The 25,839-nt window shown below is 73.4% G+C and carries 25 protein-coding genes; 10 read left to right on the forward strand and 15 right to left on the reverse strand.

What is annotated here, in order from left to right:
• Window positions 1–104: 104 nt before the first annotated feature.
• The 4 genes from ACZ56L_RS24625 to ACZ56L_RS24640 form a co-directional block, all read right to left on the reverse strand.
• Window positions 105–1,142 (reverse strand): glycosyltransferase family 2 protein, encoded by a 1,038-nt coding sequence (locus ACZ56L_RS24625; RefSeq protein ID WP_471066691.1) that lies wholly within the window; start codon window positions 1,140–1,142, stop codon window positions 105–107.
• A 29-nt stretch (window positions 1,143–1,171) separates the two neighbouring features.
• Complete coding sequence (locus tag ACZ56L_RS24630; protein WP_401760935.1) at window positions 1,172–2,044, reverse strand: glycosyltransferase family 2 protein; 873 nt, start codon at window positions 2,042–2,044, stop codon at window positions 1,172–1,174.
• Between the two features lie 397 nt (window positions 2,045–2,441).
• A complete protein-coding gene (locus tag ACZ56L_RS24635; RefSeq protein ID WP_471066404.1) occupies window positions 2,442–3,554 on the reverse strand; it encodes a GNAT family N-acetyltransferase in 1,113 nt (370 codons plus the stop codon).
• Between the two features lies 1 nt (window position 3,555).
• Window positions 3,556–3,933 (reverse strand): hypothetical protein, encoded by a 378-nt coding sequence (locus ACZ56L_RS24640; protein ID WP_345224503.1) that lies wholly within the window; start codon window positions 3,931–3,933, stop codon window positions 3,556–3,558.
• A gap of 271 nt (window positions 3,934–4,204) precedes the next feature.
• Here ACZ56L_RS24640 and ACZ56L_RS24645 point away from each other — a divergent pair, with 271 nt between their 5' ends.
• Window positions 4,205–5,008: an SGNH/GDSL hydrolase family protein gene (locus tag ACZ56L_RS24645; RefSeq protein ID WP_401760931.1), complete on the forward strand. Its 804-nt coding sequence runs from the start codon at window positions 4,205–4,207 to the stop codon at window positions 5,006–5,008.
• Here ACZ56L_RS24645 and ACZ56L_RS24650 read toward each other — a convergent pair.
• Complete coding sequence (locus ACZ56L_RS24650) at window positions 4,978–6,774, reverse strand: serine/threonine-protein kinase (protein ID WP_471066407.1); 1,797 nt, start codon at window positions 6,772–6,774, stop codon at window positions 4,978–4,980. The genes ACZ56L_RS24645 and ACZ56L_RS24650 overlap by 31 nt on opposite strands.
• A gap of 207 nt (window positions 6,775–6,981) precedes the next feature.
• Here ACZ56L_RS24650 and ACZ56L_RS24655 point away from each other — a divergent pair, with 207 nt between their 5' ends.
• Window positions 6,982–7,257: a hypothetical protein gene (locus ACZ56L_RS24655; protein WP_345224510.1), complete on the forward strand. Its 276-nt coding sequence runs from the start codon at window positions 6,982–6,984 to the stop codon at window positions 7,255–7,257.
• Between the two features lie 157 nt (window positions 7,258–7,414).
• On the opposite strand, the gene ACZ56L_RS24660 is transcribed toward ACZ56L_RS24655, so the two are convergent.
• From ACZ56L_RS24660 to hmgA, 3 genes are read right to left on the reverse strand one after another with little or no spacing between them, the layout of a single operon-like run.
• The gene (locus ACZ56L_RS24660) at window positions 7,415–8,632 is read right to left on the reverse strand and encodes a type ISP restriction/modification enzyme (RefSeq protein ID WP_471066693.1); all 1,218 of its coding nucleotides are present in this window, start codon (window positions 8,630–8,632) and stop codon (window positions 7,415–7,417) included.
• A gap of 24 nt (window positions 8,633–8,656) precedes the next feature.
• Window positions 8,657–9,412 carry a GntR family transcriptional regulator gene (locus ACZ56L_RS24665; RefSeq protein WP_468689421.1) on the reverse strand — a complete coding sequence of 252 codons (756 nt, stop codon included), beginning with the start codon at window positions 9,410–9,412 and terminating at the stop codon, window positions 8,657–8,659.
• 22 nt (window positions 9,413–9,434) lie between these two features.
• Entirely contained in the window at window positions 9,435–10,781 is a 1,347-nt protein-coding gene (gene hmgA / locus ACZ56L_RS24670; protein ID WP_468689423.1) for a homogentisate 1,2-dioxygenase, read from the reverse strand.
• Window positions 10,782–10,945: 164 nt separating this feature from the next.
• On the opposite strand from hmgA, the gene ACZ56L_RS24675 reads away from it, so the two are divergent.
• From ACZ56L_RS24675 to ACZ56L_RS24690, 4 genes are all read left to right on the forward strand, one after another.
• A complete protein-coding gene (locus ACZ56L_RS24675) occupies window positions 10,946–11,581 on the forward strand; it encodes a TetR/AcrR family transcriptional regulator (RefSeq protein ID WP_468689424.1) in 636 nt (211 codons plus the stop codon).
• A 99-nt stretch (window positions 11,582–11,680) separates the two neighbouring features.
• A complete protein-coding gene (locus ACZ56L_RS24680; protein ID WP_471066412.1) occupies window positions 11,681–13,864 on the forward strand; it encodes a molybdopterin-dependent oxidoreductase in 2,184 nt (727 codons plus the stop codon).
• Window positions 13,865–13,939: 75 nt separating this feature from the next.
• Window positions 13,940–15,334: an aldehyde dehydrogenase family protein gene (locus tag ACZ56L_RS24685; protein WP_471066695.1), complete on the forward strand. Its 1,395-nt coding sequence runs from the start codon at window positions 13,940–13,942 to the stop codon at window positions 15,332–15,334.
• A 42-nt stretch (window positions 15,335–15,376) separates the two neighbouring features.
• Entirely contained in the window at window positions 15,377–16,459 is a 1,083-nt protein-coding gene (locus tag ACZ56L_RS24690; protein ID WP_471066414.1) for a zinc-binding dehydrogenase, read from the forward strand.
• On the opposite strand, the gene ACZ56L_RS24695 is transcribed toward ACZ56L_RS24690, so the two are convergent.
• The 3 genes from ACZ56L_RS24695 to ACZ56L_RS24705 all read right to left on the reverse strand — a co-directional run bounded on the left by ACZ56L_RS24695 (window position 16,456) and on the right by ACZ56L_RS24705 (window position 19,082).
• The gene (locus ACZ56L_RS24695; RefSeq protein WP_471066416.1) at window positions 16,456–17,406 is read right to left on the reverse strand and encodes a DMT family transporter; all 951 of its coding nucleotides are present in this window, start codon (window positions 17,404–17,406) and stop codon (window positions 16,456–16,458) included. The two genes, ACZ56L_RS24690 and ACZ56L_RS24695, sit on opposite strands and share 4 nt — an antisense overlap.
• Window positions 17,407–17,562: 156 nt before the next feature.
• On the reverse strand, window positions 17,563–18,369 hold the full coding sequence (locus ACZ56L_RS24700) for an ArsR/SmtB family transcription factor (protein ID WP_468689429.1): 807 nt from the start codon (window positions 18,367–18,369) through the stop codon (window positions 17,563–17,565).
• 14 nt (window positions 18,370–18,383) lie between these two features.
• A complete protein-coding gene (locus ACZ56L_RS24705; protein WP_468689431.1) occupies window positions 18,384–19,082 on the reverse strand; it encodes a TetR/AcrR family transcriptional regulator in 699 nt (232 codons plus the stop codon).
• A 74-nt stretch (window positions 19,083–19,156) separates the two neighbouring features.
• Between ACZ56L_RS24705 and ACZ56L_RS24710 the strand changes: the two genes are divergently transcribed.
• The 3 genes from ACZ56L_RS24710 (at window position 19,157) to ACZ56L_RS24720 (ending at window position 21,411) form a co-directional block, all read left to right on the forward strand.
• Window positions 19,157–20,308, forward strand: coding sequence for an acyl-CoA dehydrogenase family protein (locus ACZ56L_RS24710; protein WP_471066419.1), 1,152 nt, complete (start codon window positions 19,157–19,159; stop codon window positions 20,306–20,308).
• A gap of 81 nt (window positions 20,309–20,389) precedes the next feature.
• Window positions 20,390–20,677, forward strand: coding sequence for a YiaA/YiaB family inner membrane protein (locus ACZ56L_RS24715; RefSeq protein WP_345224536.1), 288 nt, complete (start codon window positions 20,390–20,392; stop codon window positions 20,675–20,677).
• Window positions 20,678–20,766: 89 nt separating this feature from the next.
• Entirely contained in the window at window positions 20,767–21,411 is a 645-nt protein-coding gene (locus tag ACZ56L_RS24720; protein ID WP_345224538.1) for a TetR/AcrR family transcriptional regulator, read from the forward strand.
• 120 nt (window positions 21,412–21,531) lie between these two features.
• Here the strand turns inward: ACZ56L_RS24720 and ACZ56L_RS24725 are convergent, their stop codons facing one another.
• Entirely contained in the window at window positions 21,532–21,993 is a 462-nt protein-coding gene (locus tag ACZ56L_RS24725; RefSeq protein ID WP_401760916.1) for a MaoC family dehydratase, read from the reverse strand.
• Window positions 21,994–22,090: 97 nt separating this feature from the next.
• On the opposite strand from ACZ56L_RS24725, the gene soxR reads away from it, so the two are divergent.
• Window positions 22,091–22,555, forward strand: a complete 465-nt coding sequence (gene soxR, locus ACZ56L_RS24730; RefSeq protein WP_345224542.1) for a redox-sensitive transcriptional activator SoxR — start codon at window positions 22,091–22,093, stop codon at window positions 22,553–22,555.
• Window positions 22,556–22,615: 60 nt separating this feature from the next.
• On the opposite strand, the gene ACZ56L_RS24735 is transcribed toward soxR, so the two are convergent.
• The 3 genes from ACZ56L_RS24735 to ACZ56L_RS24745 all read right to left on the reverse strand — a co-directional run bounded on the left by ACZ56L_RS24735 (window position 22,616) and on the right by ACZ56L_RS24745 (window position 25,710).
• On the reverse strand, window positions 22,616–23,368 hold the full coding sequence (locus ACZ56L_RS24735; protein ID WP_471066696.1) for a 3-keto-5-aminohexanoate cleavage protein: 753 nt from the start codon (window positions 23,366–23,368) through the stop codon (window positions 22,616–22,618).
• Window positions 23,369–23,613: 245 nt separating this feature from the next.
• Window positions 23,614–24,225, reverse strand: a complete 612-nt coding sequence (locus ACZ56L_RS24740) for a hypothetical protein (RefSeq protein ID WP_345224544.1) — start codon at window positions 24,223–24,225, stop codon at window positions 23,614–23,616.
• A gap of 234 nt (window positions 24,226–24,459) precedes the next feature.
• Window positions 24,460–25,710 carry an exo-beta-N-acetylmuramidase NamZ family protein gene (locus tag ACZ56L_RS24745; protein ID WP_471066422.1) on the reverse strand — a complete coding sequence of 417 codons (1,251 nt, stop codon included), beginning with the start codon at window positions 25,708–25,710 and terminating at the stop codon, window positions 24,460–24,462.
• Between the last annotated feature and the right edge of the window lie 129 nt (window positions 25,711–25,839).

Below are 25,839 nucleotides of genomic sequence, written 5' to 3' on the forward strand. Positions count from 1 at the left end.
CACCCGTGCGCCGTGGGCCTGCGGTCCCTGCCGCCCCTGTAACCCCTGTGGCCCTTGTGCCCCCTGGAAGCCCCGTGCCGCTCCCGCCGTGGTTCTGCTGCCGCTCATTCCCGCGTCGCCCCCTCGCGTCCCTCGCTCTCCCCGCCCGCGCCGTCCTCCCGCGCCCCGGGAAGGCCCGCGGCCGGCGCGACCGGGATCGGCGCGACCGTGATGTTCCCGCCTCCCCTGCGGGCCCGGACGCTGCCGAGTACGTACCCTCCCGCCGCCGCTGCCACTCCGGTCACGATGGCGCCCGCCCGGCCTGCGCCGCCCGGCCGCAGCAGCGCCGCGTCGCGCAGGCCGCGCAGGACGCCCCGGGGGAGCACCCGCGTGGTGTACCGGCGCTCGGACTCGAGTCCCCTGCCCGCACCGACACATCGCGCCACGAGCGCCTTGGACAGGCCCTCCGCGTACGTCCGGGTGCGGAAGTAGCCGAAGCTCTCCCGCGTCCCGGGCACCTTGTGGTGGATCACCGCGCGGTCGTCGATGATCAGCACCGCGTCGGGCAGGGCCTTCGACAGCCGGATGCACAGCTCCGTCTCCTCGCAGCCCAGCGGCCGCCTGTCGCCGTCGCGGCCGATGCCGGTGGCGAAGCCGCCCGCCGCGTCGAAGGCCTCCCTGCGGAAGGAGGCGTTGCCCCCCAGCACGTTGCGCACCCGCACCTTCCCCTCGGGCAGGCCCTTGTACGTACAGCCGACGACCCAGTCGAACTCCTCCGGGAACCAGGCCGGGCGGCCGCCCGAGGCCCAGACGGGCACCGTGCGGCCGCCGACGGCCATGACGCGCGGGTCGGCGTACCCGGCGGCGAAGTGGCGCAGCCAGTCGCGCTCGGCGACGGCGTCGTCGTCGAGGAAGGCGACGAACTCGCCGCGGGCGGCGGCGATCCCCGTGTTGCGGCCGGCGGACAGGCCGCGGGGGCCCGCGTTGGCGAGCACCCGCACCGGTCGCGCGCCGTCCTGGTACTCCTTCGCCAGGCGCTCCAGCAGCGTGGGGTTGTGGTCCACGACCAGCAGCGTCTCCAGCGCCGCCAGGGACTGCGCGTGCACCGAGGAGACCGCCGCGAGGATGTCCTCCCAGCGGTCCTCGGTGTATACGCAGATCACCACGGAGAAACCATGGGAGAACCGTGCGCTCAAGACGCCTCGCTCCGGCCGATGATCCGGCGCGGCGCCACCACGGGCAGCGGGGCGCGGCGGCGGCCGTGCCGCTTGCCGTGCTCCTTGAGGATCACCCTGAGCACGCGCAGCCCGTCGCGGACCGCGCTGAGGTTGCTCATGCCGTGGATGCGCTCGAACTCGTGGCTGGGTATCTCCTGCACGCGCAGGCCGGCCTTGACGACCCGGATGTTCATCAGGGTCTCCACCTCGAACCCGGTGCAGTCGAGGTCGATCTTGTCGAGGCAGTGCCGCCAGAAGGCGTTGTAGCCGTAGCACAGGTCGGTGTAGCGGGCGCCGAACTTCTTGTTGACGACCGTGCACAGCACCCAGTTGCCCAGCTTGCGGACGGGCGTCATGTCGTCGGTGCCGCCGCCGTTCGCGAAGCGCGAGCCCTTGGCGAAGTCCGCACCGGAGACGAGCGCGGAGACGAAGGCGACGATCTCGTGGCCGTCGGCGCTGCCGTCCGCGTCGACCATCACGATGATGTCGCCCGTGCACGCGGCGAATCCCGCGATGAGCGCGTCGCCCTTGCCCTTTCCGGTCTGTTTCACGACGACGACGTCCGGGCGCAGTTCCCGGGCCACGGCGACCGTGTTGTCGGTGGAATTCCCGTCGACGAGAACGACTTCGTGAATCCATTCCGGCAGTGTCTTGAAGACGTACGGAAGGTTCTCCGCCTCGTTCATGGCGGGAATGACCACGCTGACCGGCGGCGTGATGGCGAGATGCGAAGAGATGGGACGGTACTTCAGGCTTTTCTTGATCGCGCCGTGCCGGCTGTTTCCGTTTGTGGACGGTTCGCCGAGCGGATCCTGCCCCGGTACCGCGGGTCGGAGAAACGAGCTCATGAGTCTTTTCCCTCTCCACCGGTGGACCGCCCGCCCCCGGGCGGTCCGGATGAGTTTCCGGTTTGAAAGGGGGGTCGCACACCCGGCCATGACGGAATGGAACTCCGTGCACGTGCTCTCTTGCTTTCCGTACTGACCGGGCGAGCCGGTTGTCGCTCTGCGCGGAACGTGCCTCGGCACGGCGTGCGACCAGCGAACTGCACGCGTCGACCGAGCACGGCACCCCCCTGCCGCGCTTCCGCTCCCGGCCGTGCTCGCGACGCTTGAGCCCTCCCCTAGAGTCGCTGTGCTCGATGGCCGGTTGCGGGTGATGTACGACGGTATTGACGATGGGGACCTTATGGCAAGACCTGGAACGCAGGCTCGCTTTTTTGTGACTTCGGCCGTTCTTCGACGGTCACATCCGGAACCGTCCCGATCGGATTTCGCCGATCCGTTTCAGCAATCTGTCCGCCGGTGCGAACAGTTCAGGCCGTTCCGCCACCGTGTTCCGCACGGCCCGTACGGGTGCGCGGTGTGCCCGGTGGCCGAACGCGACGGGGTGACGGCGCATCACCCATCCCTCGGCGACCACGATCTCCCTGGTCTTGAGGGAATCCTTGTATTCTTTCCGGCCGCGCCCCAGGTCGATGTGGGCGATGCCCTCGGAGGCCGCCGATTCCGCGATCTTGAGCTGCATCAGCAGACCCGGCGAGTACGTCGCGAAATCCGGGTCGTACGCCGGAAACCAATTCGCGATGATCCTTTCCGAGCGCAGTCCGAAGTGCGCGGCAACGGGCCGTCCGGCCGCGTACAGCACCGACAGCAGCCCCGTGGAGGAATCGCCGCGGGTGTGGAAGAGCTGCTCGACCAGGCGGACGATCCAGTCCTGCGCGAAGCGGTCGGAGCGGCCCGTCCTGCGGTACTGCGCGGATTTCCAGCGCATCAGCGTCGCCAGCATCGCCGGGTCCCGCTCGTCGTGCACGTACCGCACCTCGCCGACCCGGCGCGCCAGCCTGCGCTCCTTGGCGAGCGTGGTCTTGAGGAATTTCGGGGCGTGCGTGCGCAGATGGTCCAGGTATACGTCGTACCCGTCGAGCGTGTCGATCACCGGTGAGGCGAACCAGCCGGTCGCGCCGGTCTCGAACCCCGTCTGGCCCGGGGCGAGATGGTCGAATTCCCACACCGCGAGCCCGCAGGCCCGCAGCATCTCCCGTGCGTCCCAGGTGAACCCGGGCCGGTGCACGATCCCCTGGCTGTCGGAGACGCCCAGGCCCAGGGCCCGGCCCACGCCGGCCGGGGACCGCTGGTGCGCGAAGAACGCGACCGGCTCGTCCCCCTCCCGCACCACGGCGATCCGCACTCCGCGTCGGCACCGGCCCAGCGCCAGCGCGAACTCGGGGGAGAGGAAGGGGTTCGCCAGCTCCGGTGAGCCGTGCAGATGCGCCTTGGCCTGGAGTGCCGTCCAGGCCGCCCGGTCCGCCGACGACAGCTCGCCGGGGCGGTGGACGGTGATACGGGAGCCGTTCACGTCAGGGTGCCCGCCTTCCGGTCGTACGGCCGCCTCGGCGGCCCAGCAGCGTGAGCGCGGATCTCAGCAGGAACAGCAGGACGCTGACCGCGGCCACGGCCGCGATCCCGCCCCTGATCGACCACAGGTGCGTGGCCAGCATCGCCTGTGCGACGAGCAGGTTGAGTGCGAGTGCCGCTACTGTCGACGCCACCGCGCGGCCCAGCGGTTCCAGTCCGCGAAGCCAGCCGGCCACGGCGAGGGCGGGCGCGAGAACCAGGAACACCACCGTGCACGGCGCGCGCAGGGGAGTCGACAGGTCCGCGAAAGCCAGGACGGCTCCCGCGGCCGCCACGGCGAGGCCCGCCCCCGCCGCCAGCGGCAGGGCGTCGCGTCCCACCGCCGGACGCGGCCCGCGGTCCGCTTCGTCCGCTCCTGACGCTCCGTCATGCATGTGCTGGCTGGCCTGCATTGGCGACTTCGCCCCCCGACGCGCCGGATGCCGGGCTTCAATGTCGCGCAGGCCGCGGAGCGCCGTCAAGGATGCGTAGGGGTTGTGAAGGAGATCCGCGCCCAATGTTCTTGGCATGAACACTACCGGCGAGTCACCAGGGCTGGTACGACATGTGGGACGGCTGCTCACCGTGAGGCGGCCCGCTCAGGGAGGTTCCATGAAACTGACCCGTTTCGCGGCGTACTCGGCCTCGTTCGCCCTCGCCGGAACCCTCGCCCTCACCGGGGCTGGTGCGGCGGGCGCGGCCCAGAAGGCCCAGGCCGTCGACTACGTCGCGCTCGGCGACTCCTACTCGTCGGGGGTCGGCGCAGGCAGTTACGACGGCTCCAGCTGCAAGCGCAGCTCCAAGGCCTACCCCGCCCTGTGGGCGGCGCGGAACGCCCCCGCCACCTTCAAGTTCGCCGCGTGCAGCGGCGCCCGCACCGGCGACGTCACCTCGGGCCAGCTGGGCTCGCTGAGCTCGGCCACCGACCTCGTCAGCATCACCGTCGGCGGCAACGACGCCGGGTTCGCCGACGTCATGACCACCTGCGTCCTCCAGGGCGAGGCCGCCTGCATCAGACGCGTCAACCAGGCCCGCGCCTACGTCGACTCCACCCTCCCCGGCCAGCTCGACTCCGTCTACAACGGCATCAAGGCCAAGGCGCCCGCGGCCCGCGTCGTCGTCCTCGGCTACCCCCGCTTCTACAAGATCAACGGCACCTGCTCGGTCGGTCTCAGCGAGAAGTCCCGCACCGCCATCAACAACGCCTCCGACTACCTCAACACCGCCACCGCCAAGCGCGCCGCCGACCACGGCTTCGCCTTCGCCGGGGTCGCCGCCGCCTTCTCCGGCCACGAGATATGCACCCCCACCCCCTGGCTGCACAGCCTCAACTGGAGCAACATAGGCGAGTCCTACCACCCCACCGCCGCGGGCCAGTCCGGTGGCTACCTCCCGGTCATGAACTCCGCGGCCTGACCCCGCATCCCGTACGTCGCGCCGCCGTCGGCCGTCGCCGGCGGCGGCGTGGCCGTCCCGCCCGACCCGTTCTGCCCGTCGGTGGCGGCCGGGGTCTCCTTCTCGCAGGTCACCGTGAACGCCACGGCGCCGGAGTCCACCGACTTCGGACTGCGCACCTTCACCCGGACCGTGTCCTTCCAGACCTCGTCCTGCTTGTACGTCCCCTCCGTGTGGCGCACCCGCTGCGTCAGGGTGCCGGCGGCGAAGGCCGCCTTCAGCCACTCGCCCCCGCTGGTCTCCCCGCTCCCCGTCGTCCACTGGTACTCCACGTCGGCGGGAGCGCGCCCCACGGTGATCGTCGCCGTGAACGTCGGCAGCGCGTCCGGGGGCGGCGGGCACTTCCCCGTGTAGCTGTCGCGCACCGCGTGCACGGACACCTTCACGGTCTGCTCCGGGGGCGGCGCGGTCGTACCGCTGCCGCCGCTGCCGTCGGCGGTGGAGCCGTCGCCGGTCGTGGTGCTGCTTCCGGTGGCGTCGCCGCTGCCGCCGGTGCTCCCCGTGGTCGGACCGCCGCCGGTGCCGGTGCTCCCGGTGGAAGCGGTGCCGGAGTCCGTGCCGCCGCTGCCGGTCTGCCCGTTCGTGGTTCCGGCGGTGGCGCCGGCGGTGGTGCCGGGGTCGTCCTTCCTGGTGAACGCGTACACCAGGCCCGCGACCGCCAGCACCAGCACCGCGACGCCGAGCGCCAGGACGGCCACCGGGCGCCGGGGCCGGTCCTGCGCCGGACTCGCCGCCGTCCGCCCGCCCGCCGGGCCGTACGCACCACTGGACGGCCCCGGCCCCGGCACCGGAAGGGGCGCCGGCCGCGGCGCGGGCGTCGGCTCCGGGCGGTAGGGGGTCGACCCCGTGACGGTCGGGCTGCTGTGCACCCCGCCGGTGGCGGTCGCCGTGCCGCCCGCCGCCACGACCCGCAGCAGCCGCTCCGCCTCCGCGCCCGGCATCCGCCGCGCCGGGTCCTTGCGCAGCAGCCCCTCGATCACCGGCCGCAGCGCCCCCGCCCTGCCCGGCGGCGGCAGTTCCTCGTCCACCACCGCCCGCAGCGTGGACAGCGGGGTGTCGTGGCGGAACGGCGAGTTCCCCTCCACCGCGGCGTACAGCAGCACCCCGAGCGACCACAGGTCCGACTCGGGTCCGGGGGTGCGCCCCAGCGCCCGCTCGGGCGCCAGGAACTCCGGGGACCCGATCAGCTCGCCCGTCATCGTCAGCGCGGAGGTCCCCTCGACCGTCGCGATGCCGAAGTCGGTCAGCACGATCCGCCCGTCGCTCCCCACGAGTACGTTGCCCGGCTTGACGTCCCGGTGCAGCACGCCGGCCTCGTGCGCGGCCCGGAGCGCGGCGAGCACCTCCGCGCCGATGTGCGCGGCCCGCTGCGGGGGGAGCGCCCCCTCGGCGTCCAGGACGTCGGACAGGCTCAGGCCCCGGACCAGTTCCATCACGATCCACGGGCGGCCGTCCTCGGCGGCCACGTCGTACACCGTCACGACGTTGCGGTGCGCGATCCGGGCCGCCGCCCACGCCTCGCGTTCCAGCCGGGCGTAGAGCCGGGACTGGTCGGTGCCGCCGAGCCCGGCCGGCGCGCGCACCTCCTTCACGGCGACCTCGCGGCCCAGCACCTCGTCGCGGGCCCGCCAGACGACGCCCATGCCGCCCTGCCCCAAGGGGGCCAGAAGGCGGTATCGGCCCGCCACCACCCTGTCCTCGCCCGGCACTTCTGTCACAGGACGCATCCCCCGATCCGCAAGCGAGCGGCATCATGGTCGAAACCCTTCCAAGCTAGCTCAACTGGGCCCTCCTGCCGCCCCCTTGGACCATCACGGTCCGTCAACACGGTTTCGGCTGTGATGAATCCCCCGGGCGGGATACATGTGTGTCATGACGGGGAGATAGGGTTAACCTGCCCGGTGACGGGTGCCCTCGTACGGGTGGGGAGTGACATGGAACAGATAACGGTGCGCAGCAGGCCCCGGGTGCCTGCCATCACATGCGGGAGCAGTGCGACCAGCACGCGGCTCGACCGCCATCTCGCGGTGCTCGGCGGTCCTGCCGTCCCACTGCGTGAGACGGCCGAGGCCACGATGCTGATGCGGGAGCTGACCTCGCGCGAGGTGCCGCGCACACGCAACACCAGCAGGGGGACGCGCATCTCGCGCGTCTCGCTGTTCGCGCCGCTCAAGCGGCTCCGCCGGTCCCTGTTCGGCAACCGCGGCTGACGCGGCGGCCGAACCGGCGACACAGGCGGGTTCGTCCCGCGGTACACGATGAGCCGTCCCACGTGCCCGTCCCGTCATTCCCGGGGCAGTGGGGCGGCTTCGTGCTGCCCGGACGCCGACCGCACCGCGGTCCACCGGGCGGGCCGCTCCCGCCGCTTCAGAGCAGCGCGAACTGCCCGCCCGGCCCCTCCTCGTGGTGGTCCAGCACCGACGCGGGCCGCCGCGCCGCCGCCGGCACCGGCAGCACGCCCGCCCCGGCCAGCTCCTCGCGCGAGATCTCCCCGCTGAACTCCCGCTCCCCGCCCGTCAGTTCCGCGTACAGCGCCAGCACCGTCACCAGTTCCAGCAGCTCCGAGGACCACTCCTTGGGCCACGCCGCCGGCCGTACCGCCTCCAGCGTGCCCGGCGACGCCTCGGCGGTGCGCACCGCGAACCACCGTTCCAGCACCCGCACCCCGCCCACCTCGAAGGTCCAGGCGGCCTCCGGCACCGGGGAGATCCGGCCCGTACCGCCGATGAGCAGGGCCGATTCCGCACGGTCGTACGCGAGGGAGCCGGGCCGCGCCGGGACCGCCGCCCGCACGTAGGGCCGGCGGCCGCCGGGGAGGCGCGGGCGTTCGCCGCCCCGCGCGCCGCGCAGCAGCAGGGTGCGCAGCCGGCGCCCCCGCTCCAGCCCGTGCCGCCAGGCCGCCGGGTCCCGGGGGAGCGGCACGACAGCGCCCCGGGGCGAGGGACGGGCGGCGGCCAGCGCCCAGGCGGCGACGTCCTCGGGGGCGACCTCGCACCCGTACCGCGTGCCGAGGAAGTCCGTCAGGCCCGGGGCCAGGTTCGGCTCCAGGCCGCCGGGCCTGCGGTACAGGGGCCGGACGCGGCCGGGCCGTCCGGCGGGGGAGTGTCCGTCGGGCAGCAGCGCGGTGGCCAGCACGGCGGGTCCGGCCGCCCCGGGAACGTAACCCTGTTCGACGGTGAAGAGCTGCCGCGTGCCGTCCAGGACCCGCCACACCTCCGGGCGCGCGACGTCGATGAGCCGGTGGTCGGGGATCAGCCACTGCTCGTCGAAGGGGCCGTGCAGGACGCGCACCGGCTCCGGGCAGCGGCCCCGCTCGGCGGCGAAGCACGTGGTGGCGGTGCGCTGCCCCGGCAGCGCGGCCACCGAGGTCCGCGGGGTGCGGGCCCGGGTGGGCGCGAAGAGCGCCTCCCGGGCCTCGGGCGTACCCGCCCCGGTCACCGCCTCCCAACGGGCCCGCAGCGACGCGGGGTCGGGCCCGCGCACCCAGCCGCGGCCCAGCCGCAGCGGCGGCACGGACCACGGCATGAGGTCGTCGAGCAGCAGGGGATCGCGCGCGGTACCGGCAACATCGCTCACGCCCCGCATCGTAGGCACAGACGCGCACGGCCCCTACGGCGTCGGCGACTCCACCGTCACCGAGAAGGAGAACCGGTCGCCCCGGTAGCGGATCCGCGCCACGTCCACGACCCGCCCGTCCGCGTCGTAGGTGACGCCCGTGTAGTGCAGGATCGGCGAGCACAGCGGCACCTTCAGCAGTTCCGCCGTCTCCGGGTCGGCGAGGCGGGCCTCGATGGTGTCGGTGATGCGGCTGATGCGCACGCCGACGATGTCGCGCAGCACCTTGGTCATCGGCCAGCGCTCCAGGTCCTCGGCCCTCAGCCGGTCGGCGAACTCCGGACGCACCGCGTTCTCCGCCCAGTTGGTGGGCTCGCCGCTGTCGCTGTCACGGCGCAGCCTGCGGTACGTCAGGACCTCGGCCACGTCGGGGAAGTGCTCGGCGAGATCGCCGGGCACCGGCACCGGGCCGTGGCCGAGCAGGGTCGTCGGCTCGCCCGACTGCTGGGCCACGACCGCGTCGATCGAGCCGATGAGGCGGCGCGGGGCGCCCCGCCTGGCCCCCGGCTCGATGAACGTGCCCCGTCTGCGGTGCCTGCTGATCAGGCCCTCCGACTCCAGCTCCTTGAGCGCCTGGCGCATGGTCAGCACGCTCACCCCGTAGTGCGCGGCGAGCTGCTCCTCGGTGGGCAGCCGCAGCGAGGCGTCGGGGGTGCGGCCCAGTATCGAGGCGCGCAGCGACTGGGAGACCTGGTACCAGAGCGGCAGCTTCCGGTTCAGGACGAGGGAGTCGGGGGCGAAGGCGGTCACCTGGAGGTCTCCCGGTCAGCGGTTACGGGCGGAAGTGTCGCTGAAGACCCTGCCACACGTCGTCGTACGCGGACTGGAGGTGACCGGCGTTCGCGGCCTGTCCGGTCGCGGTGACCGGCCAGCGGGTCTCGAACATGAACGCGAGCCCGTCGTCGATCTTCTGCGGCTTCAGCTCGGCGGCGCTGGCCCGGTCGAAGGTCTCCCGGTCGGGCCCGTGCGCGGACATCATGTTGTGCAGCGAGCCGCCGCCGGGCACGAACCCCCCCTCTCCAGCGGTCTTGGCGTCGTACGCGCCCTCGATGAGGCCCATGTACTCGCTCATGACGTTGCGGTGGAAGTACGGCGGGCGGAAGGTGTCCTCGCCGACCAGCCAGCGCGGCGCGAACACGACGAAGTCCACGCCCGCGAGGCCGGGGGTGTCGGACGGCGAGGTCAGCACCGTGAAGATCGACGGGTCCGGGTGGTCGTACGAGATGGACCCGATGACGTTGAAGCGGTGCAGGTCGTAGACGTACGGCACGTGGTTGCCGTGCCAGGCGACCACGTCGAGCGGGGAGTGGTCGTAGGTGGCCGACCAGAGGTTGCCGCAGAACTTGTTGACCACCTCGACCGGGCCCTCGACCTCCTCGTACGCGGCCACCGGCGCGCGGAAGTCCCGGGCATTGGCGAGGCCGTTGGCGCCGATGGGCCCGAGGTCGGGGAGCTGGAAGGGGGCCCCGTAGTTCTCGCAGACGTAACCGCGGGCGGTGGCGTCGAGCAGTTCCACCCGGAAGCGGACGCCGCGCGGGATCAGCGCCACCTCGCCGGGCTCCGCGCGCAGCAGGCCGAACTCGGTGCGCAGCAGCAGCCCGCCGTGCTCGGGGACGATCAGCAGTTCGCCGTCGGAGTCGCTGAACACCCGCCGGTGCATGGGGGAGTCGGCGTGGTAGAGGTGGATCGCCATGCCGGAGCGCTGGGTGGCGTCGCCGTTGCCGCCGAGCGTCCACAGGCCGGCCAGGAAGTCCGTGCCGGGGGCCGGGGCGGGGAGCGGGTTCCAGCGCAGCCGGTTGGGGTCGGGGACGGTCTCGGTGAAGGGGGCGCTGCGCAGGCCGCCGTTGTCGACGCGCACGAAGGCGGGGTGCGCGGCGGAGGGGCGGACCCGGTAGAGCCAGGAGCGCCGGTTGTGCGCGCGGGGCTCGGTGAAGGCGCTGCCGCTGAGCTGCTCCGCGTACAGGCCGAGGGGGGCGCGCTGCGGCGAGTTCCGGCCGTCGGGGAGCGCCCCGGGAACGGCTTCCGAGCTGTGTTCGTTGCCGAAGCCCGAGGAGTAGGCCAGGCCCTCCGCGGCCTTGCGTGCCGCTTCGACGTGCCGGTCCGTGCCGTTGCCGCTCATCGTCCGCTCCTGGGAAGAGGTGGGGCTCGAAAGGGAAGGGTGGGACGCGTAAGCAATCCTATGGCTGACAGTAGGATTGCGCGCCCCGGACGTCAACGGTGATCCACGGGCGGGGCCGGAACGGTTCGCGGCGCCCCCGCCGGTGCGGGCGGCATGATGGGCCCGTGAACCACGGATACGAGCCCGAGGTCCCCCCGGACGCCGCCGCGCTGCGCCGCGCCCCCGTCCAGCGGCGCAGCGCCGAACGGCTGAGCCGCATACTCGACGCCTGCGCGGCCCTTCTCGACGAGGTCGGCTACGAGGAGCTGAGCACCCGGGCGGTCGCCGCCCGCGCCGGGGTGCCCATCGGCTCCGTCTACCGCTTCTTCGGCAACAAGCGCGCCATGGCCGACGCGCTCGCCCTGCGCAATCTCGACCGCTACGCGGAACGCGTCGCCGCCGGGGTCGAGGGCCTCGCGGACGCGGACTGGCGCGGCGCGGTCGACGTCGTTCTCGACGAGTACCTCGCCATGCGCCGCACCGTTCCCGGCTTCACCCTGGTCGACTTCGGCATGCAGATCCCGGTCGGCGGACCCGCCCGCGACTCCAACCACCGGGTCGCCGACCGCCTCACCCGCCTCCTCGCCGCCCAGATCGGGCGCGCCCCCGACGCGGCGCTGCGCCGCACCTTCCTGGTCGCGGTCGAGGCGGCGGACGCGGTCCTCCAACTGGCCTTCCGCGCCGACCCGTCGGGGGACGCCGCGGTGGTGGAGGAGGCACGGGAGCTGCTGCGGGCCTATCTGGCGAGGGTGCTGGACTGAGCGCGGGCCCCGGAATCGGCCCGCTTCCGCCGTTCCCCACGTCCCTACCGGTCGGTATGCTCGCGGTGCCCGCACGTCGTCGTGCCTCCGGAGGACCCCGTGCCCCGCACCGCCCCGCGCATCTGCCCGCTCTGCGAAGCCACCTGCGGCCTGACCCTCACCCTCGACGGCTCCCGGGTCACCGGTGCGCGCGGGGACGCCGACGACGTGTTCAGCAAGGGCTTCATCTGCCCCAAGGGGGCCGCGTTCGGCCAGCTCGACGGCGACCCGGACCGCCTCACCGCACCCCTGGTCCGGACGGACGGGCGACTGCGGGAGGCGAGCTGGGCCGAGGCCTTCGACCTGATCGCCGCACGCGTCCGCCCCCTGGTCGAGGAGCACGGGCCGCATGCCGTGGGCGTGGTCCTCGGCAACCCCAACGTGCACACCATGGCCGGGGCGCTCTACCCGCCCGCACTGCTCGGCGCGCTCGGCACCCGCAGCCTGTTCACCGCCTCCACCGTCGACCAGATGCCCAAGCACGTCTCCAGCGGCCTCCTCTTCGGCGACCCCTTCGCCGTCCCCGTCCCCGACCTGGACCGCACCGACCACCTCCTCCTCATCGGCGCCAACCCCCTGGAGTCCAACGGCAGCCTGTGCACCGCCCCCGACTTCCCGGGGAGGCTGAAGGCCCTCAGGGCGCGCGGCGGCACGCTCACCGTGATCGACCCGCGCCGCACCCGCACCGCCGGTCTGGCCGACCGGCACGTGGCGATCCGGCCGGGCGCGGACGCCGCCCTGCTGGCCGCGCTCGCGCACGTACTCGTCACGGAGCGGCTCGCCGCACCGGGCCCGCACCTGACGGACCGGATCGACGGGCTCCGCGAACTGGAGGACGCGGTGAAGGAGTTCAGCCCGGAGGCCGTCGCCGGGGTGTGCGACGTGCCGGCCGAGGTGATCCGCGACGTGGCCCGCGAACTCGCCGCCGCGCCCACCGCCGCCGTGTACGTCCGGGTCGGCGGCTCCACCGTCGCCTTCGGCACGCTGGCCAACTGGCTCGTCGACGTGCTCAACGTCCTGACCGGCAACCTGGACCGGCCGGGCGGCGCGCTCTTCCCACTCTCCGCGACCTCCCCTCCCGGGCCCCCCTCGCGCCGGGGCTTCGCGCTCGGGCGGTGGCGCAGCCGGGTCGGCGGGCACCCGGAGGCCAAGGGCGAACTCCCGCTCGCTGCGCTCGCCGAGGAGATCGCGACCCCGGGCGACGGCCGCGTCCGGGCCCTGATCACCATCGCGGCCAATCCGGTGCTGTCCGCCCCCGACGGCGACCGCCTCGACCGGGCACTCGCCGACGCCCTCGACCTGATGGTCTGCGTCGACCCGTACCTGAACGAGACCTCCCGGCACGCGGACGTGATCCTGCCGCCCCCGCCGCCGTCCCGCAGCGCCCACTTCGACTTCGCCTTCAACGGCTTCGCCGTGCGCAACCAGGTCCGCTACACGCCCGCCCCCGTCCCCCTGGACCCCGGCGCGATGGACGAGTGCGAGATCCACGCCCGGCTGGTCCTCGCCGTCAGCGGCCTGCACGGGGCCGAGCCGTCGGCCGTGGACGACCTGATCGTCGACCGCCTCCTGCGCAGGGCGGGCGCCTCCCCGGACCTGGCCGCCGACCTCACCGGCGCCACCGGCCCCGAACGCATCCTCGACCTCATGCTGCGGCTGGGCCCCTACGAGGGCCTCACCCTCGACGCCCTGCGCGCCGCTCCGCACGGCATCGACCTCGGCCCGCTGCGGCCCCGGCTCGACCAGGTCCTGCGCACCCGCACCGGCCGGATCGACCTCCTCCCGGAGCCCATCGCCGCCGACCTGCCCCGCCTGCGCGCCTCGCTCGACGCACGGCGGGCGGACGGGACGCTGCTCCTGGTGGGCCGCAGGCACCTGCGCTCCAACAACAGCTGGATGCACAACCTCCCGGCCCTCAACGGCGGTTCCAACCGCTGCACCCTCCACATCCACCCCCGCGACGCGGAGCGCCTGGCCGTGACGGACGGTTCTGCGGTACGGGTCCGGAGCGCGGGCGGCGAGATCGAAGCCCCCGCGGAGGTGACGGACGCGGTCCGCGAGGGCGTGGTGAGCCTGCCGCACGGCTGGGGCCACGACCGGCCCGGCACCCGCCTGTCGGTGGCCGCCGCGCGGCCGGGGGCGAACGTCAACCAGCTCCTGGACGGTTCCCTGCTGGACCCCCTCTCGGGGACGGCGGTGCTGAACGCCTTCGAGGTGACGGTGCGCCCGGCCCTGGCGCCGTAAAACTAACACCGCTAGTTTGAGGGTGCGGAAGCAGGACCGACGGACGACCGGACGCGTGGAGGAACTTCGATGACGGTGCAGGCACAGAGCGGCATGTACATCGGCGGCGCATGGCGTCCCGCCCTCGGCGAGGACACCCTCCCCGTCGTGAACCCCGCCGACGAGCAGATCATCGGGCACGTCCCGGCAGGCACCGCCGCCGACGTGGACGCGGCGGTCGCGGCGGCACGGGAGGCGTTCCCCGGCTGGGCCGCCACCCCGCCCGCCGAACGGGCCGCGCTGCTCGGCGCATTGCGCGACGGGCTCGCCGCGCGCAAGGACGAGATCGCGGCGACCGTCACGGCGGAGCTGGGCGCGCCGCCCGCCATGGCCGAGGCCGTGCACGCCGGGCTGCCCGTCGTGGTCGCGGGCTCGTACGCCGAACTGGCCGCCACGTACCCCTTCGAGGAGCGGATCGGCAACTCGACGGTCTACGCAGAGCCGGTCGGCGTCGTCGGGGCCATCACGCCCTGGAACTACCCCCTCCACCAAATCGTCGCCAAGGTGGCCCCGGCCCTGGCGGCCGGCTGCACGGTCGTCCTCAAGCCCGCCGAGGACACCCCGCTGACCGCGCAGCTCTTCGCCCGGGTGGTGCACGAGGCGGGGCTGCCCGGCGGGGTGTTCAACCTGGTGACGGGCCTCGGGCCGGTCGCCGGACAGGCGCTCGCGGGGCACGAGGGCGTCGACCTGGTGTCGTTCACCGGCTCCACGGCCGTGGGACGGCAGATCGGGGCGGTCGCGGGAGCGGCCGTGAAGCGGGTCGCGCTGGAGCTGGGCGGCAAGTCCGCCAACGTGATCCTGCCGGGGGCCGATCTCGCCAGGGCGGTGAACGTCGGCGTCGCCAACGTCATGGCCAACTCCGGACAGACGTGCAGCGCGTGGACCCGGATGCTGGTGCACACGCAGGTGTACGAGGAGGCCGTGGCGCTGGCCGCGGACGCGGTGGCCAAGTACGTGCCGGGGGAGCGGATGGGACCGCTGGTCAGCGCCAAGCAGTTGGAGCGGGTGCGCGGGTACATCGAGAAGGGCGTCGCGGAGGGCGCGCGGCTCGTCGCGGGCGGGCCCGAGGCCCCGCTGGAGAAGGGGTACTACGTCGCGCCGACCGTGTTCGCCGACGTCACCCCCGAGATGACCGTCGCGCAGGAGGAGATCTTCGGACCGGTGATCTCGATCCTGCGGTACGAGGACGAGGCCGACGCGCTGCGGATCGCGAACGGGACGGTGTACGGGCTCGCGGGCGCGGTGTGGGCGGCGGAGCCGGAGACGGCGGCGGCGTTCGCGCGGCGGATGGAGACCGGGCAGGTGGACATCAACGGGGGGCGGTTCAATCCGCTCGCCCCCTTCGGCGGGTACAAGCAGTCGGGGGTGGGGCGTGAGCTCGGCGCCCACGGCCTCGCGGAATACCTCCAGACGAAGTCCCTCCAGTTCTGAGCGACCGCCCTCGTTCCTCCCCGCACCCCCCAAGGAGCCCCCGTGACCCGCGCCGCCGTCGTCCGCGCACCCCGCGCGCCCCTCCACCTCACCGACATCACGCTCCCCGCCCCCGCCCCCCACCAGGTCCGCGTCGAGCTCGCCGCCGCCGGCGTCTGCCACTCCGACCTCTCCCTCGCCGACGGCACCCTGCGCGTCCCCCTCCCCGCCGTCCTCGGCCACGAGGGCGCCGGCACCGTCACCGAGGTCGGCGACGCCGTCACCCACCTCGCCCCGGGCGACCGCGTGGTCCTCAACTGGGCGCCCTCCTGCGGCTCCTGCCACGCCTGCGGGCTCGGCGAGGTCTGGCTGTGCGCCGACGCCCTCACCGGCGCCGGCGACGTCCACGCCCGCACCACCGACGACGGCACCGACCTGCACCCCGGCCTCAACGTCGCCGCCTTCGCCGAGGAGACCGTCGTCGCCGCGAAGTGCGTGCTCCCCGCCCCGGACGGCATCCCGCTCACCGACGCCGCCCTGCTCGGCTGCGCCGTCCTCACCGGGTACGGCGCCGTGCACCACAGCGCCCGCGTGCGCGAAGGGGAGAGCGTCGTCGTGTACGGCGTCGGAGGCGTCGGTCTCGCCGCGATCCAGTCCGCCCGGATCGCCGGAGCGGGCCAGGTCCTCGCCGTCGACGTCTCCCCGGCGAAGGAGGAACTGGCCCTGCGGGCCGGGGCCACCGACTTCCTGCTCGCCTCCGACACCACCGCCAAGGAGGTCCGTCGCCGCACCGGCGGGCACGGCGCGGACGTCGCCGTCGAGTGCGTGGGCCGCGCCGCCACCATCCGTACCGCCTGGGAGTCCACCCGCAGGGGCGGCCGTACGACAGTGGTCGGCATCGGCGGCAAGGACCAGCAGGTCACCTTCAACGCCCTGGAGATCTTCCACTGGGGGCGCACCCTCTCCGGGTGCGTGTACGGCAACAGCGACCCGGCCCGCGACCTGCCCGTCCTCGCCGGGCACATCCGGGCGGGCCGCTTCGACCTCGCCTCCCTGGTCACCGAGCGCATCACCCTCGACGGCATCCCGGCCGCCTTCGACAACATGCTCGCGGGCAGGGGCGGCCGGGCACTGGTGGTGTTCTAGCGGGCCTTCGGCGTCTCGGGGGCGGCGGCGTCGGCCAGCGGCACCTCCGCCCCGGACGCACGCGCACGCGAGCGCGACACCGCCACCCCCGCCAGGCACACCGCCCCGCCGAGCAGCGTGATCCAGCCCGGCACCTCGTCCAGCAGCAGCCACGACATCAGGACGACGATCGCCGGCACCGCGTACGTGGTCGCGCCCATCTTCCCCGCCGTGGTGCGCTTCAGCGCGTACGCCCAGGTGGTGAAGGCCAGCGCGGTCGGAAAGACGCCCAGGTAGACCATGTTGAGCGTGGCGGAGAGCGGCGCGTGCGCCAGCCCGTGCGCCAACTGCCCGCCGAACGGCAGGCACGCCACCGCGCCGATCAGGCAGCCGTACGTGGTGGCCTGGAGCGGCGTCGCGTGCGTCAGCGCGGGCTTCTGGACGACCACACCGACCGCGTACGTCACGGCGGCCGCCAGGCACAGGACCACGCCCAGCACGGACGTCCCGCCGCCGCCCGACATCGAGACGCCCACGATCGCCGCGCCCGCGAAGGACACCGCCATCCCGGCGATCAGGCGCGGCGGCAGCCCCTCGCCCAGGAAGCGGCCGGCCAGCAGGGCCATCAGGATCGGGGCCACGTTCACCACGAGCGACGCCGTGCCCGCGTCGACCAACTGCTCACCCCAGTTGAGCGCGACCGCGTACGCGCCGAACCAGAGCAGGCCCGAGACGGCGATGCCCGGCCAGGCGGCCTTCGGCGGCAGGCCCTCGCGCCGTACCAGCAGGATCACCACCAGGACGAGGGAGCCGGACAGCAGGCGGCCGAGCGCCAGCGCGCCCGGCTCGTACGAAGCGCCGGCGCTGCGGATGGACACGAAGGCCGAGGCCCACAGGACGACGGTGACGGCGGCCGCGACCAGCGCGAGCGGCTCGGAACGGGCGGCGGGATAGGAGGAGTTGCTCATGCCGCGATGCTAGGACAGGGACACTTCGGTTGTCACCGAAGTATTGTCGCCGGCGAAGCGCTCATTCGGTGAAGCGTTGGTTCGGTGAAGTTCGTTCGGTGAAGCGCTCGTTCGGCGAAGTGCCGTCGGCGAAGCATCCATTTCGGCGCACTCTCGTCAGCGAAGGGTCGTCGCGTCGATGCCGAGCAGTTCGGCGAGGGCGTGTTCGCCCTCCGGCGTCACCTGCACCGCGCGCTCGGTCCCGATCCGTACGCACCACTTCTCCGCCAGCGCGCGACGGCACAGCTCCGCCCCCGCGACGCCCGCCAGATGGCGCTTGCGCTCCGTCCAGTCCAGGCACGAACTCACCGTCGGGCGACGGGACGTGACGGCGGCGAGGTGGATGCCCAGGCCGGCGAACCAGGCCAGGCCCGCGTCGGTCAGCGCGAAGCCGTTGCCCGTCAGGAGCAGGCCCCGGCCCTCCATCGCCTCCGTGATCGCGATGCCCAGCCGGCCCGCCAGATGGTCGTAACAGGTGCGCCCCCGCGCCATCGCGGCCCCCGCGCTCGCCGCCCGCAGCGTGTGCGGGGCGTCACGGCCCGGAATCGCGTACGCGGCCACCGCCTCCAGCAACTGCGCCACGTCCGCGTTCGCCAGGCGTACGTAACGGTGGCGGCCCTGCCGCTCCTCGGCGAGCAGCCCGGCGCCGACCAGCCGCCCCAGGTGTTCGCTGGCCGTGGAGGCGGCGACGCCGGCCTGCCGGGCGAGTTCGCTCGCGGTCCAGGCGCGGCCGTCCAGCAGGGAGAGCAGGAACACGGCCCGGGTCTCGTCGGCCAGCAGCCCGGTGAGCGCGGCGAGCCGGGCGGCGGGGGACGCGGCCGTGGCGGACCAGGGGGCCCCGGCCTTCAGGCCCGCGGAGGCCCTGTCCTTACCGGCCGCGGGGACTCTGGCCGTACCGGCTGCGGAGGCGGAGGGATTCGGCATGCCCCCAGGGTGCCCTACCCGGGCTTCGGCGTCGGCCGAACCGTCGCCCGTGCCTCCGCGGGCCCGCGCGGGCGGCGGCGGACCGCCTCGTACTGGACGCCCAGCCCGTCCAGCAGTGCCCGCAGGCCCGTCTCGAACGCCCCCTCGTCCACCCGCTCCTGGTGGTCCGCGAGCAGGTGCGCCTGCCCCAGGTGCGGGTAGTCCGCCGGGTCGTACGCCGTCGCGTCGTCCACGAAGCCGCGCGCGAAGGAGCCCAGCGCCGAACCCGTCACGAAGTAGCGCATGAGAGCGCCGATGTACGTCGCCTGGGCGGGCGGCCAGCCGGCCCGCACCATCGCCCCGAACACGGCGTCGGCGACCCGCAGCCCGGCCGGGCGGCGGCCGGGGCCGCGCGCGAGCACCGGGACGATGTGCGGGTGCTCGGTGAGCGCGGCGCGGTAGGAGAGCGCCCAGTCGTGCAGGGCCTGCCGCCACTCGCGGCCGTCGTCCGCGTCGAACATCGACAGGTCGACCTTCGCCGACACCGCGTCCGCGACCGCCTCCAGGATCTCGTCCTTGGTGCGGAAGTGGTTGTAGAGCGACGGTCCGCTGACCCCGAGCTCCGCCGCCAGCCGCCGTGTGGAGACCCCTTCCAGGCCCTCGGCGTCCACGAGCGCGCTCGCCGCCTCGACGATGCGGTCTCTGCTCAACAGGGGCTTGCGCGGACGGGCCATGCGGCACATAGTAGGCCCGGCGATCAGAAACTAGCAGTGCTAATTTATCGTCGGCGAAGAACGGAGTGGGTGCCGTGAACCTGGAGCTCAGCGAGGAGCAGACGGCCGTCCGGCGGCTCGCCCGCGACTTCGTGACCCGCGAGGTCGCCCCGCACGCCGCGGAGTGGGACCGCGCCGAGAGCGTCGACCGGGCGATCGTGGGGAAGCTCGGAGCGCTCGGCTTCCTCGGTCTGACGATCCCCGAGGAGTACGGCGGCAGCGGCGGCGACCACCTCGCCTACTGCCTGGTCACCGAGGAACTCGGCCGCGGCGACTCCTCGGTGCGCGGCATCGTCTCCGTCTCGCTCGGGCTGGTCGCCAAGACGATCGCCGCGTGGGGGAGCGAGGAGCAGAAGCGGGCGTGGCTGCCGCGCCTGGCCTCGGGCGACGCGATCGGCTGCTTCGGCCTCACCGAGCCCGGCACCGGCTCCGACGCCGGAAACCTGAGCACGCGCGCGGTCCGCGACGGCGACGGTTACGTCGTCAACGGCACCAAGACGTTCATCACCAACGGCACCTGGGCCGATGTCGTCCTCCTCTTCGCCCGCTCCACCGACGCCCCCGGGCACAAGGGCGTCTCCGCCTTCCTCGTCCCCACCGACACCCCCGGTCTCACCCGGCGCACCATCCACGGCAAGCTCGGTCTGCGCGGCCAGGCCACCGCCGAACTCGTCCTCCAGGACGTCCGCGTCCCCGCCTCCGCGATGCTGGGGCCCGAGGGCAAGGGCTTCTCGGCCGCCCTGTCGGCGCTGGCCAAGGGCCGGATGTCGGTCGCGGCCGGCTGTGTGGGCATCGCGCAGGCGGCCCTGGACGCGGCCCTGTCGTACGCCGGAGAGCGTGAGCAGTTCGGCAGGACCATCGCCCACCACCAGCTCGTCCAGGAACTCATCACCGACATCGCGGTCGACGTCGACGCCGCCCGCCTGCTCACCTGGCGCGTCGCCGACCTGATCGACCGGGGCGAGCCCTTCGCCACCGCCGCGTCCCAGGCCAAGCTCTTCGCCTCCGAGGCCGCCGTGCGCGCCGCGAACAACGCCCTCCAGGTGTACGGCGGTTACGGCTACATCGACGAGTACCCGGTGGGCAAGCTGCTGCGCGACGCCCGTGTGATGACCCTCTACGAAGGCACCAGCCAGATCCAGAAGCTGCTCATCGGCCGTGCGCTGACCGGGGTCTCGGCCTTCTGAGCGCACCGGGCGGCCCTCTGAGTACGTTTCTGAGTACGCGTACGGATGGCCGCCCCGAGTGACCCGCGCCACCCTTGCCGCATGAGCGATACACAGGTCAAGCAGCAGAACACCGGGGCCTACTACGGCCAGGCCGTCGCGTCGTTCGTCGTGGCCGTCTCCGCGACCGCCGTGGGCATCTTCTCCCTCGAGGCCAGCGGCTGGGTGCGCGCCTTCCTCGCCATCGCCGTCCTCTACCTCACCACCTCCTGCTTCACCCTCGCCAAGGTGATCCGCGACAAGCAGGAGGCCGGGCAGCTCGTCAGCCGGGTCGACCAGGCGCGGCTGGAGAAGATCCTCGCCGAGCACGACCCCTTCCAGAAGCTCTGAGACACCCTCGGACCCGCCGCGCTAAGCGCTTGCTCAGTGCTGCGCGGTATGGTGTGCGTCCTGCTGTACGGACGGGAAAGGGGTGCGCGATGAGCACGGCGCAGGACGCGGAGGGCGCCGCCGAGGGCGGGACCGGCGAGGCGGCCGCCTGGGGAGAGGTCGCCCCGGAGGCCGCCAGGAGGCTGCTCGTCGCCGCCGTCGGGGCCTTCGCCGAGCGCGGCTACCACGCCACCACCACCCGTGACATCGCGGGCCGCGCGGGCATGAGCCCGGCCGCGCTCTACATCCACTACAAGACCAAGGAAGAGCTGCTCCACCGGATCAGCCGCATCGGCCACGACAGGGCCCTGCGCATCCTGGAGACCGCCGCCGACGGCGACGGCAGCGCGGCCGAACGGCTCGCGGACGCCGTCGTGACCTTCGTGCGGTGGCATGCCGCGCACCACACCACCGCCCGCGTCGTGCAGTACGAACTGGACGCCCTCGGCGAGGAGCACCGCGCGGAGATCGTGGAACTGCGCCGCCGCAGCGACGCGGCGGTGCGGCGCATCATCAACGACGGGGTGAAGGCGGGGGAGTTCGACGTCCCCGACGTGCCGGGCACCACGCTCGCCGTGCTGTCGCTGTGCATCGACGTCGCCCGCTGGTTCAACGCCGAGGGGCGGCGCACCCCCGACGAGGTCGGCGCGCTCTACGCCGACCTCGTGCTGCGGATGGTGGCCGCGGGCTCGTAGGCGGGGTCCGGAAGCGCCCGCGGGTTCGTGGGGCGGCCCGGCAGCGCGTGGGCGGGCGCCCCAGCGGTGCGAGGGCGACCCGGAGTGCGAGGGTCGGGCCCGGCAGCGCGTGGGCGGGGCTCAGAAGTAGTAGCGCGAGATCGACTCGGCCACGCACGCCGGCTTCGCGCCGCCCTCGATCTCCACCGTCACCTTCGCCGTCACCTGCACCCCGCCGCCCGCCTCGGACACGTCGGTCAGCACGGCCGTGGCGCGCAGCCGCGAGCCCACCGGCACCGGCGACGGGAAACGGACCTTGCCGGTGCCGTAGTTGATGCCCATCTTCATGCCCTCGACCCGCAGCACCTGCGGCACGAACAGCGGCAGCAGCGACAGCGTCAGATAACCGTGCGCGATGGTCTTCCCGAACGGCCCCCCGGCCGCGCGCTCGGGGTCCACGTGAATCCACTGGTGGTCGCCCGTCGCGTCGGCGAACAGGTCGATCCGCTTCTGGTCGATCTCCAGCCACTCGCTGTGCCCCAACTGCTCGCCGACCCCGGCGCGCAGCTCCTCGGCGGACGTGAAGATCCTCGGCTCGGTCATCCCTGCTCCCTCGCTGCCCACGCGCTTGATCAAGCGTTTGCTCAGCATGATCGGACCCCCGCGTCCCTGTCAACGGACGTCCATTAGGGTTCACCGGGTGCCGCAGATTCCAGTGAAGATCCACGAGCTCACGGTCGGCCAGTTGTCCGCGCGCAGCGGCGCCGCCGTGTCCGCCCTGCACTTCTACGAGGCCAAGGGCCTGATCAGCAGCCGCCGCACCTCCGGCAACCAACGCCGGTACACGCGCGACGCGTTGCGCCGGGTCGCCTTCGTGCGCGCCGCCCAGCGGGTCGGCATCCCGCTGGCCACCATCCGCGACGCGCTGGCCGGACTTCCGGAGGAGCGCACCCCCACCCGTGAGGACTGGGCCCGCCTCTCGGAGAACTGGCGCGCCGAACTGGACGCCCGCATCCAGCAGTTGGGCAGGCTGCGCGACCACCTCACCGACTGCATCGGCTGCGGCTGCCTGTCGCTGGAGACCTGCGTGCTGTCCAACCCGGACGACGTCATCGGCGAACAGATCTCCGGCTCGCGCCTGATGGGGGAGAAGAAGCGGGGCTGAGCCCGCCGCGCCGCCCTCCGCCGCGCCGTCTTCCGCTGGGCCCGGCCGCCCGGACGCGCGTCAGCAGTCCTTGCCCGGCCACCGGATGCCGCGGGCGGCGCTCACCAGTTGGGCGTTGGACTCCGCGTGCCGTCCGTCCGGGAGCAGCAGCGTGTCCTCCAGCCCGATGCGGGTGGCGAGCCCCAGGCGTCTGGCGAGGGCGAGCACCGGCCAGGCCCCGCCGTCCTCCCCGTGCAGCAGCATCGGCGCTCCGCGCACCTCGCCCCGGTCGCCGACCGCGCCCCGCCGCGAGAGGTCGGCCAGGAACTGGAGCGCGGAGTCCTCGGCGGTGAGCGGATCGGGGTCGGTCACCTCCACCAGCACCCGCAACGACCGCTTCGCCAGCGGGGAGTCCAGGAAGCGGTCCACGCCGTCGGTGCCGGACCACAGCCCGGACTCCACCGCCACCCCGCGCGCGAGCAGCGCCTCGACGACCTCCTCCGCGCCCGGCTCGTGCCAGTTCACCGAGGCGTGGTCGGGCAGCACCGTCCAGGACGCGATGCGCTCGACCCGGCGCCGCGGCTCGGGCTCCGTCCAGGCGCCGGTCGTCACGCCCACGGGGACGTCCACCGCGTCCCGTATCGCCGTCAGCGTGCTCGCCAGGAAGCGGGGCGACAGCGTGTCGTCGCCGCACGGTGTCTTGGGGTGCACGTGCACCTCACAGGCCCCGGCGGCCACCGCGGCGGCGGCGGACCGGGCCATGGCGTCCGGCGACACGGGAACGGCGGCACCGTCGCCGGGACCGCGCTGACCGTTCACACAGACCTGAATCAAGGGTTCGACCATGCATTCGATGGTGACACCCGCCACTGACATTCAGCCATGCTCAGAGCATTCGCCCTGTCGCCGCGCGGAAACCCCCACGGACCGCCCTGTCACGAACACGGGGGACCCGCGTCCACACCGGGCTCCCCGTCACGAACCCGGGGGACCCCGCCGGCCGCGGACGCCCAGTGCTCCCCGCCGCGGACACGGGGGGCGCGGCGCCCCGGGCGGTGCCTGCGCCGCGCCCCGCGTGCTCACGCCACGGACGCCAGTTCCCTGCGCCGCGCCCGCTTCGCCCGGGACAGCGCCTCGGGCGTCAGGACGGGCTGCGGGACCAGGATTCCGCATCCCGTGCAGACCGGTCCGAACCACGGTTCGTGGACCAGGTCCTGCCGCCACACGATCCGGCTCGACGCGCACACCGGACAGTGCTCCCCCGGCTCCGACTCCAGGGCGGAGATCAACCCGCGCAGCACCTCCGCCAGGGAGGCCGCCGGATGGGCCGCCGGATCGTCGCACCACGCGACCCCGAACCCGCCCCAGGTGCGCCGGTGCCAGTCGTCGAAGGAGCCCGGCCGCCGCAGCCCGTCGTGCTTCTCGCGCTTGCGGCGCTCGGCGAACTCCACCTCGTACGCGAGCCAGACGGCCCGCGCCTCCTCCAGTTCCTCCAGCGCGGCCACCAGCCGCGCCGGATCGGGCGCCCTGTCCTCGGGACCGAACCCGTGCCGGGAGCACAGGTGGTCCCAGGTCGCCCGGTGCCCGTACGGGGCGAACCGCTCCAGACACTTGCGCAGCGAATAGCGCCGCAACGCAAGATCACACCTCGGATCACGGACCTGTCTCGCAAGACTCCGAAAACCGGCCATCGCACTGCCACCTCCGTCGCTGGTACTTCGGCGTCGATGAATGGACGTACGGGTGCCCGTTTCGGCTCCATTGAAAATCCGATGAGCCCCATCAGGGATCAATTGATCCCGGTTCGCACGGATCTCTCCCTTCTCTGTCCACTCCTCCGTCACGCAAGGTCCACGCCTCCTTGCTCGAACGCCTCACTCGAACGAGTGAAGAGCGGCGGAAACTGAGGGGCTCTCACCCCGGCGTCACCGGTACAGCAGATGCTCCCGCCGGACCGCGCGGAACGCCGCCAGGTCCGCCTGCCAGGCCGCCACCACCTCGGCCGTCCCCGCCCCCGCGTCGATCATGGTCCGCACCCGGGTGCTGCCGGTGAGCTTGTCGATCCAGTTGTCCGGACGCCAGGCGAAGCCGCGCCAGCTCCGCTTCGCCGTCACCAGCAGGGCGATGCCGGTGCGCACCGGGTCGAAGGACCGCCGGTCGTGGACGTGGAGCTGGACACCGCCGACGGTCCTGCCCTGGAACTTCGAGAACGTCGGCGTGAAGTACGCCTCCCGGAACCGCACCCCGGGCAGCCGCTCCGCGTTCGCCGCCCGTGCCCAGCTCCGGTCCACGCCCTCCGCGCCCAGCAGCTCGAACGGGCGGGCCGTGCCCCGCCCCTCCGACAGGTTCGTCCCCTCGAAGAGGCAGGTGCCGGAGTACACCAACGCGGTGTCGGCCGTCGGCATGTTGGGGCTCGGCGGCACCCACGGCAGCCCCGTCGCGTCGAAGAAGTCGCCCCGCCGCCACCCCGACATCCGCACCACCTCCAGCGGCACCGGCTCCGCCAGGAACTCCGCGTTGAACAGCAGCGCCAGCTCCGCCACCGTCATGCCGTGCGCCTGCGCGATCGGCTCCCGCCCGACGAACGTCGCGAACGCCCGGTCCAGCACCGGCCCGAGAGCCGCCCGCCCCGACACGGGGTTCGGCCGGTCCAGCACCACGAAACGCTTGCCGGCGAGCGCGGCGGCCGCCATGCAGTCGTACAGCGTCCAGATGTACGTGTAGAAGCGCGCCCCCGCGTCCTGGATGTCGAAGACGACCGTGTCCACGCCGGACGCCGTGAAGACGTCGGCCAGCGGCTGCCCGCTCTTCAGATACGTGTCGTACACCGGCAGTCCCGTCGCCGGGTCGTCGTGACGCCCCTCCGAGCCGCCCGCCTGCGCGGTGCCCCGGAAGCCGTGCTCGGGGCCGAACACGGCCGTCAGGTCCACCGCCGCGTCCGCGTGCATCACGTCGACGACGTGCCGCACGTCGGCGGTGACCCCGGTGGGGTTGGTGACGATGCCGATCTTGCGGCCGCGCAGCAGCCGGTACCCGTCGGCCGCCAGCCGGTCGAAACCGGTCCGCACCCGGGGCCCGCCGCCCGCCCGCGCCGCCGCCCGCGCCGGGCCGCCCGCCGCGAGCACCCCCGCCGTGCCGCCGCCCGCCGCCAGCAGACCTCGTCTGGACAAGCTCATCCGTGCCACCTCCGCGCCCGGACGCCCGGCCTCGCACCGGGCGTCACCCCGAATGTCCCGCGCACCGCTGTGCCCCGCGGCACGTCCGCGCACGCTAGCCCCTCCGGGGGCCCCGCGGAACGCAGCGCG

It is taken from the genome of Streptomyces sp. NPDC039736, from assembly GCF_055596485.1.